The 12,461-nt window shown below is 63.6% G+C and carries 7 protein-coding genes and 2 pseudogenes; 3 read left to right on the forward strand and 6 right to left on the reverse strand.

The genetic code is table 11. The features are described 5' to 3' along the window. The first annotated feature begins 178 nt into the window (after positions 1-178). Complete coding sequence (locus AB3L03_RS14240) at positions 179-1,381, forward strand: MFS transporter (RefSeq protein WP_026233813.1); 1,203 nt, start codon at positions 179-181, stop codon at positions 1,379-1,381. A gap of 10 nt (positions 1,382-1,391) precedes the next feature. On the opposite strand, the pseudogene AB3L03_RS14245 reads toward AB3L03_RS14240, so the two are convergent. Next, positions 1,392-3,004 (reverse strand): annotated as a pseudogene (locus AB3L03_RS14245) (acyl-CoA synthetase). A gap of 213 nt (positions 3,005-3,217) precedes the next feature. On the opposite strand from AB3L03_RS14245, the gene AB3L03_RS14250 reads away from it, so the two are divergent. Continuing rightward, positions 3,218-4,420: an ABC transporter substrate-binding protein gene (locus tag AB3L03_RS14250; RefSeq protein WP_026233812.1), complete on the forward strand. Its 1,203-nt coding sequence runs from the start codon at positions 3,218-3,220 to the stop codon at positions 4,418-4,420. A 49-nt stretch (positions 4,421-4,469) separates the two neighbouring features. Here the strand turns inward: AB3L03_RS14250 and AB3L03_RS14255 are convergent, their stop codons facing one another. From AB3L03_RS14255 to AB3L03_RS14265, 3 genes and pseudogenes are all read right to left on the reverse strand, one after another. After that, positions 4,470-4,958, reverse strand: a complete 489-nt coding sequence (locus AB3L03_RS14255; protein WP_026233811.1) for a DUF2059 domain-containing protein — start codon at positions 4,956-4,958, stop codon at positions 4,470-4,472. A gap of 46 nt (positions 4,959-5,004) precedes the next feature. Next, positions 5,005-6,222, reverse strand: a complete 1,218-nt coding sequence (locus AB3L03_RS14260; protein ID WP_026233810.1) for an OpgC domain-containing protein — start codon at positions 6,220-6,222, stop codon at positions 5,005-5,007. 314 nt (positions 6,223-6,536) lie between these two features. Continuing rightward, a pseudogene (locus tag AB3L03_RS14265) lies at positions 6,537-9,592 on the reverse strand (adenylate/guanylate cyclase domain-containing protein). A gap of 263 nt (positions 9,593-9,855) precedes the next feature. On the opposite strand from AB3L03_RS14265, the gene AB3L03_RS14270 reads away from it, so the two are divergent. Beyond that, positions 9,856-10,347 carry a hypothetical protein gene (locus AB3L03_RS14270; RefSeq protein ID WP_018459438.1) on the forward strand — a complete coding sequence of 164 codons (492 nt, stop codon included), beginning with the start codon at positions 9,856-9,858 and terminating at the stop codon, positions 10,345-10,347. Between the two features lie 149 nt (positions 10,348-10,496). Here the strand turns inward: AB3L03_RS14270 and AB3L03_RS14275 are convergent, their stop codons facing one another. Beyond that, the gene (locus AB3L03_RS14275) at positions 10,497-11,396 is read right to left on the reverse strand and encodes an alpha/beta fold hydrolase (RefSeq protein WP_231189505.1); all 900 of its coding nucleotides are present in this window, start codon (positions 11,394-11,396) and stop codon (positions 10,497-10,499) included. A 281-nt stretch (positions 11,397-11,677) separates the two neighbouring features. Further along, a complete protein-coding gene (locus AB3L03_RS14280; protein WP_085361679.1) occupies positions 11,678-12,430 on the reverse strand; it encodes an SDR family NAD(P)-dependent oxidoreductase in 753 nt (250 codons plus the stop codon). Between the last annotated feature and the right edge of the window lie 31 nt (positions 12,431-12,461).

Raw genomic sequence — 12,461 nt, forward strand, 5'->3', positions numbered from 1 at the left:
ACAGAGACAATCCAACGTCAATAAGGAATTGCTGGCCGTAACTGCAAGGCCCGCCTCCGGGCAAGGGCTGGAACCAACCCGATCAGCACTCGTTAATGCCTCGTCCGCGCCAGAACGATTGGCTGAAAGGATTATGTCCCACCCGCCGTATTCCGGCTGAGACGACGTTTTGGTATCGATGACATCGCGGTCCCCCTCCTCGTCTCGTATCTGGCCCCTGTTCGCTCTCAACTTCTTCATGGCCGACATGCAGTCGGGCATCGGCCCTTTCGTCGGCGTCTTCCTCCAGGAGCGCGGCTGGGCGAGCGGGTTGATCGGTACCGCGATGACGATCGGCAATGTCGCGGGCATGCTGATCACCACGCCGATCGGCGGCTTCATCGACGCCAGCCGCAACAAGCGCATGTGGGTCGTGATTCCCGGCATCTGCGTGGTGCTCGCCTCCGCGATCATCCTGATCTCGCAAAATTTCTGGGCGGTGACGTTCTCGCAGATCGCACAATCGCTGGCGAGCGCCGCGATCGTGCCCGCGGTCACCGGCATCACGCTCGGCATCGCCAAGCAGAAGGGCTTCAACGCGCTCAACGGCCGCAACCAGGCCTTCAACCACGCCGGCAACATGGTCGGCGCCGCGCTGTCGGGCTATCTCGGTTACAAGTTCGGCTATGTCTCGGTGTTCGTGCTGGCGGCGGTGTTCGGCGCCATCGCGATCGCCTGTGTGATGATGATTCCGGCCAAGGCGATCGATGATCGCGCCGCGCGCGGCAGCAAGGAGGACGATCCCGACAGCGCGCCGGACGCGTTCACGATGCTGCTCAAGCACCGCGCGCTGCTGGTGCTGGCACTGGCGCTCGCGCTGTTTCATCTCGGCAATGCCGCCATCGTTCCGCTCTATGGCCTGGCGGCGGTCGCCGAGGGCCAGGCCAACGGCCCGAGCTTCGTCGCGACCATCGTGGTGATCGCACAAGGCGTCATGGTCATCACGTCGCTGATCGCAATGAAGGCGGCGAGCAAGCGCAACTACTGGCCCATCATTCTTGTCTCCTTCATGTTCCTGCCCATCCGCGGCGTGCTCGCCTTCTTCGTCACGGGATGGTGGGGCGTCGTACCGATGCAGGTGCTCGACGGCCTGGGCACCGGACTCCAGACGGTTGCCGTCCCCGGCATGGTCGCGCGCTCGCTCAACGGCACCGGCCGCATCAATCTCGGCCAGGGTGCCGTGATCACCGTGCAGGGTGTCGGCGCGAGCCTCAGCCCCGCGCTTGGCGGCTGGATCGCGCAATGGATCGGCTACGGCCCGACATTCCTGCTACTCGGCGGTTTCGGCCTCGCGTCCATGGCGCTGTGGTTCGCGTTCGGCGCCCACGTGAAGAAGTATTGAGGCGCGAGCTTCACGTGCCAAAATTCTTCTGGATCGCCTTGTCGAGCGTCTCGCCGCCGACGAAGCGCTGGCGTAGCTCGCGCTTGAGCAGCTTGCCGCTCGGGTTCTTGGGCAGGGCATCGACGAAGATGACGCGCTTGGGCACCTTGAAATGCGCCATCTGGCCGGCGCAATGCTTGATGACGGACTCCTCGTCGAGCTTCTCCCCGCTCTTGACCACGACGATCGCAGTCACTGCCTCGATCCAGCGCGGATCGGGCAGGCCTACCACAGCAACCTCCGACACGGCAGGGATGCGGTAGACCATCTCCTCGACCTCGCGGCTCGCGACGTTCTCGCCACCGGTCTTGATCATGTCCTTGACGCGATCGACCACGGTGATGTGGCCCTCGTCATCGACGGTGGCGAGATCGCCGGAGTGAAACCAGCCGCCGGAGAACGCCGCCGCCGTCTTGACCGGATCGTTGTAATAGCCGGAGAGCAGATGCGGCGAGCGGTGCACGATCTCGCCGACTTCGCCGACCTTCACATCCTCCATCGAAGTGTTGACCACGCGGGTCTCGACATTGAGCACGGGCTTGCCCGCCGAGCCGGCCTTGCGCAGTTGGTCCGCAGGACCCAGCACGGTCGCGAGCGGCGCGATCTCGGTCTGGCCGTAGAAATTCCAGAACTTCACGCTGGGCAGGCGGCGCTGGAGCTCGAGCAGCACCTCCACCGGCATGATCGAGGCGCCGTAATAGCCCTTCTGCAAGGTCGACAAATCCGTCTTGTCGAAATTGGGCGAGCGCAGCATCGCGATCCAGATCGTCGGCGGCGCAAAGAACGATGTGATCCTGTGCGCCTGGATCAATGTCAGAATATTGTCGGCCGCAGGCTTGCCCGTGATCACACCGGAGGCGCCGAGATAGATTTGCGGCCCCAGGAACACGTCGAGCTGCGCGCAGTGATAGAGCGGAAGCGCGTGCAGGAATTTGTCGTCCACGCTCATGCCGCCGTCGATGATGCAGCTGACATACTGCCACATCACCGCGTCATGGGTCAGCATCGCGCCTTTGGGCAGCGACTCCGTGCCGCTGGTATAGACGATCTGCGCGAGATCGCGGCTGTCGACGGACGCATCGAGATACGAGCCGTCGGAGCTGAGGAGATCGTCGAAGGTGGTGAGGCTAGCGGGCGCGGTGGCGGGATCCTCACCCGGCAGCCAGATCATCTTCTCGACCGCGCAATCCCTGGCGCTGGCCGCGCGCGCGGGCTCGACGAAATCAGGGCCGGCCGCGAGCAGCTTTGCGCCGGAGCTCTTCAGGATGAAATTGATCTCGTCCGGATTGAGCATGAAGTTGATCGGCACCAGCACCGCACCGATCCGGGCCACCGCGAACCGGAGCGCCGCAAAGGCATGCGAATTGCGCGAGAGCACGGCGAGGCGGTCCCCTTTTTCACGCCGAGGCCAACCAGGCCACGGCCGAGCCGATTGCAGATCGCGTCCATCTCGGCAAAAGTCCAGCTCACATTGCCGCAGCTCACCCCGAGCTTGCCCGGATCGCGACCCGCCGCACGGCGCAGGAGGTCGCCGATGGAATGCTCGCGGGCCTTCGAGATGGTCGCTGCGGTGTCGCCGGTCATTTCCGTTCCCCTGAATTTTCTCATTGCGTGAGTGCCGCCCTGAGCACAGGTCAGGCCATTGCATTCACGCGCGTCTTGTTCTTTGCAAAAGCGTAGTCGGGGCAACCGGCCGCGTCAAATCAGCCAGCGAGCGCGGCGCCGTTACGCAAGAGTTGACGCTTGAGGGAGGCAAATCTAGCCTCGTGCGCCAACGATAGAGTTTGGGGAAATGCCATGTGCCGGATTATGCGTGCCGCCCTAGCGGCCGGATTGACTGCGTTTGTGATCAGCCCGTCTCTCGCCCAGCAGGCGCCGCTCAAGATCGGCGTGCTCTCCGACTTCTCCTCGGTCTATTCCGACATCGGAGGCCAGGGGAATGTCGAGGCCACCAAAATGGCGATCGAGGATTTCGGCGGGCAGATGTTCGGCAAGCCGATCGACATGGTCAGCGCCGACGTGCTGAACAAGCCCGATGTCGCCTCCACCATCGCGCGAAAGTGGTGGGAGACCGAGGGCGTCGACATGATCATCGACCTGCCGACCTCGGCCACTGCGCTTGCAGTGATGGAGCTGTCGAAGCAGTATGAGAAGATCATGATCGTGACGGATGCGGCAAGCTCCGACATTACCGGAAAGTCCTGCTCGCCCTACACCGCGCACTGGACCTACGACACCTACGCCAACGCGCACACGGTCGGCAGCGCCATCGTCAAGAACGGCGGCGATAGCTGGTTCTTCCTCACGGCGGACTACGTGTTCGGTCATTCAGTCGAGCGCGACACCTCCGACGTGGTGAAGGCGGCCGGCGGAAAGGTGCTCGGCAGCGTCAAGCATCCGCTCAACACCGCGGACTTCTCCTCATTCCTGCTGCAGGCCCAGGCCTCGAAGTCCAAGATCATCGGGCTGGCGAACGGCGGTGGCGACACCATCAATGCGATCAAGCAGGCCGGTGAGTTCGGCATCGTCGCCGGCGGCCAGAACCTGGCTGCGATCGTGATGTTCATCTCCGACGTGCACAGCTTAGGGCTGAAGCTCGCGCAGGGACTGATCATCACCGAGGCCTATTACTGGGACCTCAACGAGAAGACCCGCGCTTTCGGCAAGCGTTTCATGGAGCGCGTCAAGCGCATGCCGACGATGAACCAGGCGGCGACCTACAGCGCGACGCTGCACTACCTGAAGGCGGTGCAGGCCGCTGGCACAAAGGACACCAAGACCGTGATGGCCAAGATGCGCGAGCTGCCGGTGAAGGATGCCTTCACCGACAACGGCAGCTTACGCGAAGACGGCCGCATGGTGCACAGCATGTATCTGTTCCAGGTGAAGAAGCCCGAGGAGTCCAAAGGCCCGTGGGACTATTACAAGCTGCTCGCCGAAGTCCCTGCCGACCAGGCCTTCCGGCCCCTGAAGGACGGCGGCTGCCCTCTTGTGAAGTGAGCCAACAGGACGGACAAGGCGTAGGTTCGCTAGCGCTGTCGGTACAGGCTCAGAGCTTGTGCCCCTTCTGTCGCAGCGCCTCGATGAGGCGCTGCTTCAACTCGTCGGCCGTCTTCTGACCGACGTCCTGACCGATCTGCGCGCTGGCCTGCGCCAGCGCATCCGACTTCTCCAGAAGCTTCTTCCCGGCTGGCTGGACATAGAAAGCCTCGATCTGGCGCAGCTCGTCAATGCTGAAGCTCTGCGCATAGAGAGCGGCGACCTGGTCGATCATTGAGGTGAGGGCCGGGGTGTAGATCTCGGAGCCGGGTGCCGTCACCGCGTCATAATCGCGCTCGATCTCCGGCCTGTCCTGCGCGACCCAGGGCCTCAGCTTGAGCAGGAGCTGCGGCAACAGCGCGCGATACTGATCCGCGATCTTCAAGGTGACCACGAGCTTGCGCGCCGCGCTCATCGCCTCCGGCGAGGGCGCTTGCGCCGATGCACCCGAGATCAGGAGCAGGAGTGTGCCGGCGATCGTCAACACAAGTCTGGACATAAACCCCTCCGTTGGATCTCTCCGCGAAAATGCAGGCCGGCGATACTCAACGACCCGCGGGCGCCACGGCAGACCTGTCCGCAGGCGCGCTTTCCAGGACGGTGTCGGCCTCCTCGATCTCCGTCACCTTCACGAACAGGTTCGGCACCCGTTCGGTCCGGTCGAGCAGCCAGGCGGCTGCGATCATGATGACGATGCCGACGACGGAGACCGCGAGCTGCTCCCAGACGCCCTTGGTGTATTGCGTCAGGATCCAGTGCGCCGAGAACGACAGGAAGACGCCAAGGCAGAAGATCGGCAGCGAATGCTGGCCGCAGAGGATCACAGGGCGCAGCCAGGCCCCGTGCAGGGTCCGCCATTTGCGCGAGATGAGGTGAGTCACCCAGATCGCCAGCGCCAGGAAATGCGTGAAGCGCAGCATGTCGAGGTCGGTCTTGTCGATCGGGTAGATCGCCTTGATCATCCATTTCGGGGTCAGGGCATCGAGCGCGGGGACGTGCCAGGTCATCACGATCAGCAGCGCGAAGGCGAGCCAGGCCGCGGCCAGCGCCATCGCCGCCCTGGACCACACCCATCTCGCGATCTTGTCGATCTGGCCGATGCCGCACCAGGCTGCGAACACGAACATCAGCTGCCAGCAGAACGGGTTGAAGTACCAGTGCGTGCCGGGCGGATAGGAGGCGACGTTCCAGTCGAACCAGCGCGCCAGCACGTAGAGCACCACGGATGCGGCGAGCGTCAAGTTCGGCCGGCGCACCAGGCACCACACGATGAAAGGCGAGGCGAAAACGAGCGTGATGTAGAGCGGCAGCACGTCGAGATTGACCGGCTTGTACTTCAGGAGGATCGCCTGCCCGATCAGCTCGTCCGGATGCGACAGGAAATTGAACACGTTGAACTCGTGCTCGTACATCGGATTGTCGAAGCGGCGCGCGGTGCGGGCGATCTGCGCCGTGAACAGCAGGAACAGCATGATGTGGGCGACGTACATCTCGACCGCGCGCCGCCACAGCCGCTTCAGCGCGGCGAGAAACCAGCCGCCCGCGACGATCGGCCCGTAGATCCAGCCGACCAGATAACCGGAGATGAAGACGAAGAATTCGGCGGCGTCGCTGAAGCCGTAATTGCGCAAGGTCAGCCAAGCCACGACGTCGTGCGGGATGTGGTCGAGGAAGATCATCCACAGACCGATGCCGCGGAAGAGATCGAGCCGCAGGTCGCGCTCGACCGGCGCGAGCAGCGCCGACTGGTCCCGTGTGATCATGGCCCCGCCTCGTTCGGTGGGCGTCGCGCCGTCGCGGCGCCGGAAAATCGGATGCTAAAAAATTGAAATCAAAAGTCGCCTGGCCGTGTGGCCAGGGCCGACGGTAGCCGACCTTGCTGCGCGCGCAAGGGCATAGTCATCGGAGCGGGCCGCACAAGCGTGCCGTCCTCCGCGCTGCACCATGAAGGGCCCTTCAAGATAAAAGGGCGAAAACAACCCCATGCACAGTAGCTAACTCCTTGCGGCGCCTTCTGAATTTATTTGCCACGTCGGGCAGATTTCGGCCGCGATGGCGGCCCCGGCCGCCGTTGCCGTCAGCTCAGCTCGTCACCCGTCGCCTGCATCTCGTTGAGCATCGCCTCGGCTTTGTGCCGCAGCGGCAGCGCGCCGCTCCCGGTGGCGATCGCGATGGTCGCGCGCAGGGCGCTCAGGATCGCCGCCTTGGCCTCCGCATCCGACGGCGGCGTCACCACGGCCTCGCCGAACAGGGCCTCCGCCTCCAGCCCGGAGAACCCCTGTTGCCGCGCGGTGTTGCGCGCCTCGCGCAGCATGTTCTGCGCGGCCTGTACGTCGCCGAGACGGTGGGTGGCGAGCGCCAGGTAGATCGAGCTGCGCAGCACCGCCGAGGTATAGCCGACCGCCTTCGCCTCCTCACGCGCCTCCGTCAGCATGCCGCGCGCGCGGTCGAACAGCCCCTGCTCTAAATAGGCCATGCCGAGATGGCAGGCGAGCACCGGCACGAACAGTCGGATGCCGTGCTTCTGCGCCAGGACAAAACCATCCTCGAGAATGGCCGCGGCCGCCGCCGGCTCGCCGCGGCCGAGCATCAGCCAGCCGCCGCTATAGGCCGCGGCGACGCGGTCGTAGGGGCGGCCGGTCTCCTCCGCGATCGCTGCGGCTTGCTGCTGGAGCTGCTCGGCGGCATCGATCTGGCCCATCACCGTGTGAGTGACGCTGTTCATCATGCAGCAAAGCAGGAGCAAAGATCGTGGGGTCGTGCCGATCGGAGCACTCGCGGTCAGACCCGCAAGGTGGACGCGGGCGGTGGCCAGCATCTTCTCGGCGCGATCGTAGCGGCCGGAAAGAAAATAGGCCTGCCCGAGACTGTATTGCGCGAGATTACGCCAAGCGGGATTTCCCGAGCTTTCCGCCAGATGCACCACATCTTCCCCGATCGCGACAGCTTCAACCGGCGTTCCATAGAAATTCTGGGCACCCGCTCTCATGGTCATGGCCGCGACCTTGCGTTCAATATCGCCAATCGCATCGGCTCGCCGTTCGGCCTCGCTCCCCAAATCCAGGGCTTCGGCGACACGCCCCGACCCGGCAAAGGCCAATCGCGCCTCCATCCGCAGGTCGATGGCGTCCGTTTCGCGCGCGTGCGTCACCGGGATCTTGTCGAGAGAACCCATCGCGATCTCGAAATAATCGACCGCTTCGGCAAAGGCCGAGCGCACCAGACATTTTCGAGCCGCGCTCCTGCTATGCTGAAAAGCCTTCCGCCAATCCTTCGCTCGGGTCGCGTGATAGCAGAGCGTATCCGGACCGTCGGTCCACGCCTCGTCGGTCTCGAGAGCCGCCAGAATGCTGGCATGGATGCTTTCCCGCACCTTCTCGACCATCGAATCGTAGGTCACCTGCCTGACCATCTCGTGCCGGAACTCGAGCAGATCCTCCAACTCACTGTCGATCCTGACGAGCAACTCGGCCCGGTCGAGCGCGGTGAGGCAATCCTGCAGGACGTCTTCCGGCACGGCCGCTACTCTTCGCAGTGTGGCCTGGTCGGCCCGGGGTCCAAGCGCCGCGGCGATCTGGAGAAGCGATCGTTCCTGTCGTGACACACGATCCAGCCGCGCCGCGATCACACCCTGAATGCTGCTGGGGATGCCGAGTTCGTCCACAGGACGCGCAAGGGAAAGGTCGCCCCACTGGCCAAGAAGCATGCCGCTGTCCTTCAAACTGCGGCAGACCTCCTCAATGAACAGCGGAACGTTGGCCGTATGAGAGATGATCCGATTCTTCAGGTCTTCGTTGGTCGTGGCGGGACCAAGCATGTCCGCGAGCATGGCCAGCCCCGAATTGTCATCGAGAGGCCGCATCGCCACGATTTCCGCGCGGCAGCTCGCGATCCACACCGGCATTCCATTGGGCCGCGTCGTCAGCAGCACAAGCAAATCAGGGCATTGCAGCCCCGAAAGGGTCGCGACGACCGCATCGCTGGCCCGATCCATCCAGTGCAGGTCCTCAATCAAAAGGATCGTACGCTGACGACGGGCGACGCTCTCGATGATCGCACAGCTTGCGTCTGAAATCGCACGACCGCGCGCGTGAGGCTCCAATTCATCCCATTGCGGATCGGAAACCGGCAAATCCAGGATCGCGTCGAGAGCCCGCTGTTGCACCACCGGCAATTCGTCTCTGGGATCATCCGTCTTGGTCTGATCTCTTGCTGACGTATCGAGGATCGAGAGCAACAGGCGCTTGAGCGCGCTGTACGGCGCACCCTGGAGATTCGGGCTGCACTCGACATCGATCAGCCGCCAGCCGCCAGCCCGGAGGTCCTGCGCGAATTCATGCGCAAGCCGAGACTTGCCAATGCCGGCGTCACCCATCAGCAGAACCGTCTGCCGGCCGGCAGCAACCCTATCCGCAGCGCGCCACAACAACGCCCGCTCCGTCGTGCGGTCGACGATCTGGAAACGCTCCGCGCACGTCGGACCCGCCAGCTCGACAGATCACTCGCACCCATCACCCGGTAGACAGGCAGGGGCTCGCCGAAACCACGGAGCGCCTTGCGGCCAAGGAATTCAAAGCGGACGTGTCCGTCCGCCAGCTCCTGGCAGGCTTCGGAGACATAGATCTGGTTCGCCTCGGCTGCCGTCTCCAGCCGAGCCGCGAGGTGCTGGGCTGCGCCGCCGATCTCGTAGACCTTGGAAAATTCGCTCGCGACCATGTAGGCCACCACATGACCCGAGTGCAGGCCGACCCGGACTTGAAGTCCTGGATCGCCCAGACTGCCAACACGCCGGACCAGCTCGATGGCCGCGTGGCAGGCTAAGGGCGCGTGGTTGTCGTCGGCGATCGGGGCGCCGAAGACGGCGGCCAACCCGTCACCCAACTCCTTGCTGACGATGCCGCCGAACTGGCGCACCGCGCCTCTCATCGCCGCAAGAGCAGGCTCGAGGCGCGACACCGCCGCCTCCGGCTCCAGTTCGGCAACAAGACCTGTGGAATCGACGACGTCGGCACGCAGAATCGTCACAAAGCGTCGTTCGCTGTCGGGGTCGACGGGCTGGCGCACCGCCGCTCCGCATTTGGAGCACCAGCGGTCGCCCGGACCAATCGCCGACTGACAAGCGAAGCAATGCATTCCAGCGCCTTCAACCACTGCCTCGGCAGCCTCACCCCAATCCCCGCGAGGCGTTCGACCCAACAATACCTATAGGAAAGTGCATGGCAATTGGGCTTGCGACATAGGCGACGTTACGGGATGGAGGCTCTCTGGACGAAATACATTCCTGAGTGGTAGCGTTGAGGGCGCACAACAAACAGCGTGATCGGCCGTAGCGTGACGCGTATTTTCGGCCACCGCACCAGAGATTTTGACAAACAGACATATGAAGGAAAGAGGCGATGGCCGGACTGGTATATAGCGGCAAGGCATTTCGAGACTTGATGAATAGCAATTACTATCCTTTGGCGAACATGAAGAAGAGCGTCGCGAAGCTCAAGGAGTCCGAGGACATCGACCTGCCGACCTTGGAATACGGCCAGTACCATTTGATTCTGAACCCGGCATCGAACTGGCCGCAGGGCAGCGCCAAGTACTGGCACAAGGAAAAGGGCCGGGCCCGCGTCGACCTCAGCACCCAGCCGAACACAGTCCCCCTGTCCAGGGATGAGCCGGGCGTCATTCCGCTGACGCGATGCGATCTGCTCGATGCCTGCGTCCGGAAATGCTTCAACTCCGAGCCGCCAATCCCGATGAAGACGAAGATCATCACCCACGAAGCCAGCGACGCTTTCGCGCACCGGCACGAGATCCGGCTGGAGTGGGACTACAAGAAGGGCTCGGACAAGCCGACGCTGCTCAATCTGACGATGGTCTGTCCGCACAGATCCTGACGCATTCTGTAGTACGCAAGACGCATCACGCCCGCGCGACTGGCGCGGGCGTAATGTTTGCTTCCGATCGCCGTTCGCCCCAAGGGGGCAGCCCTCGCGCTTGCCAAGACCGTGCTGTCGAAGGAAGCAGCACTGCCAAGACGCTGGTCCTATCCACCGCCTCCAAAAAACCGGTTCAGCTCGTACGCAGTCTGCTGCGGAAGCTCCTCCGGGAAGAAGTGCCCGCCATCAAGCGGCTTTCCGTCGATGTCATCTGCCCACGCCCGCCAGAGCCCCAAGGGGCCGCCCTCGCTCGCATACCACGCGTTGAGGGGGCCGCGACCGCTCCAGAGCACGAGCACAGGGCAGTCAATTCGGCGGCAGGAACGACGGTCCGCCACATCGTGCGCGTGATCGAGTGTCGCGGCCGCACGATATTCCTCGCAGATCGCGTGAACATGCGCCTCATCGCTCAACGCGTCGATATAGGCTGCTCGCACCGCCGGACTGAAGCTGCCGGCCGAAGACCCCCAGCCATGCAGCGCATTGTCGATGATGGCGTCGGGGGCTGCCGACAATAACCGCTCGGGAAGAGGTTCAGGCTGCGCAAGCAACGACCACGGCCAATAGCCGACCGTCAGGTTCTTGTCGGCGCGCTCCCAGGCGTCGGCAATAGGAACGACATCCAGGACGGCAAGCCGCTGCACGCGTTCGCGGTGATCAAGCGCGAGCCGAAAGGCGACACGGCCGCCACGATCATGGCCCGCGACCGAGAAACGGTCGAAGCCGAGTTTCGTCATGACGGACACCATGTCGTTTGCCATTGCTCGTTTTGCATATGGCGCATGGTCCGGACTGGAGGGAGGACAATCGCTCCGGCCATATCCGCGAAGATCGGCGCAGACCACGGTGAAGTTTTGCGCGAGCAACGGCGCAACGTCTCGCCACATCAGATGCGTCTGCGGAAATCCGTGCAACAGGAGAACGGCCGGCCCCGAACCGGCCCGACGGATGAAGATCCGGGCCTCGTCCGCCTGAACATCGGCGGCGTCGAAATCCTCGAACTGCATTGGCCCTCTCCTTCCGAACGACGGCAAGCCAACAAGCGAGCACCGGACGGGCCCGGTGTCCTCGTGTTGACGCCCGGCGCCATCCTGGGTTCCTTCCCGGATGGCATGCTCTGGGCTGATCGCGCTTACGCTTGGCAGCTCCACCGACGGCGACGGGATGCGCTTCGGCATGGTACGAACGAACCCAAGCTCAGCCAAGCAGGACATGCATGATCGAGGACGCCCCAAAACAAAAAATGGCGCGCGCAAGGCGTGCCATTTCCTTCTGTAAACCAACAAATTCAGCGAAGGCCGCCGGCGACGTGAAGCGTCTCGCCCGTGACGTAGGATGCGTCGTCCGAAGCGAAGAAGGCCACCGCGGCAGCGATCTCCTCGACCTTGCCGACTCGGCCAAGCGGAGTGGTGGATTCGATCCAGTTTCGCATGTCGCCCTCGTGCAGGCCGGCGGACACGACCCCCTCGGTGACGATCATGCCGGGATTGACGGCGTTGACGCGGATCTTGCGCGGCGCCAGTTCCTTGGCCAGCACGGCGGAGATCGCATCCACCGATGCTTTGGTGGCGGAGTAGACGGCGCCGTTCGGCGGCGCGAGGGTCGACGCCGCGGAGCTGATGTTGATGATGCTTCCGCCATTGGCGTTGAAGTGCCGCGCCGCCTCTCCTGAGACCAGGAGGAGGCCCAGCACATTGAGATCGAACTGCTTGTGGAAATGCTCCGGCGTGATGGCCTCGAGCGGCGCGAACTCGTAAACGCCCGCGTTGTTGACGAGGATGTCGATCGCACCGAGCGCCTTCACGGTATCCGCGACTACGCTTTTCACGTCCTTGGCATCGGCCAGATTACCGTGAACGGCGATCGCTTTGCCGCCCTTGGCGACAATGGCGGCGACCACGCTGTCGGCGGCCTGTTTGCTGGCGCTGTAGTTGACGGCGACCGCCGCACCCTCGGCTGCGAGCCGCGCGGCGATTTCGGCACCGATGCCTTTGGATGCGCCGGTCACGAGCGCAACTTTTCCTTCGAGTCTCTTGGTCATCACATTCTCCATCATCCGGCGCGACGCCGAT

It is taken from the genome of Bradyrhizobium lupini (genome assembly GCF_040939785.1).
Lineage (GTDB): Bacteria > Pseudomonadota > Alphaproteobacteria > Rhizobiales > Xanthobacteraceae > Bradyrhizobium > Bradyrhizobium canariense_D.

What these genes read in the sequence shown, in the direction of transcription:
- AB3L03_RS14240 (WP_026233813.1), top strand. Translation starts at nt 179, where the DNA reads ATGACATCGCGGTCCCCCTCCTCGTCTCGTATCTGGCCCCTGTTCGCT.
- AB3L03_RS14250 (WP_026233812.1), top strand. Translation starts at nt 3,218, where the DNA reads ATGTGCCGGATTATGCGTGCCGCCCTAGCGGCCGGATTGACTGCGTTT.
- AB3L03_RS14255 (WP_026233811.1), bottom strand. Translation starts at nt 4,958, where the DNA reads ATGTCCAGACTTGTGTTGACGATCGCCGGCACACTCCTGCTCCTGATC.
- AB3L03_RS14260 (WP_026233810.1), bottom strand. Translation starts at nt 6,222, where the DNA reads ATGATCACACGGGACCAGTCGGCGCTGCTCGCGCCGGTCGAGCGCGAC.
- AB3L03_RS14270 (WP_018459438.1), top strand. Translation starts at nt 9,856, where the DNA reads ATGGCCGGACTGGTATATAGCGGCAAGGCATTTCGAGACTTGATGAAT.
- AB3L03_RS14275 (WP_231189505.1), bottom strand. Translation starts at nt 11,396, where the DNA reads ATGCAGTTCGAGGATTTCGACGCCGCCGATGTTCAGGCGGACGAGGCC.
- AB3L03_RS14280 (WP_085361679.1), bottom strand. Translation starts at nt 12,430, where the DNA reads ATGACCAAGAGACTCGAAGGAAAAGTTGCGCTCGTGACCGGCGCATCC.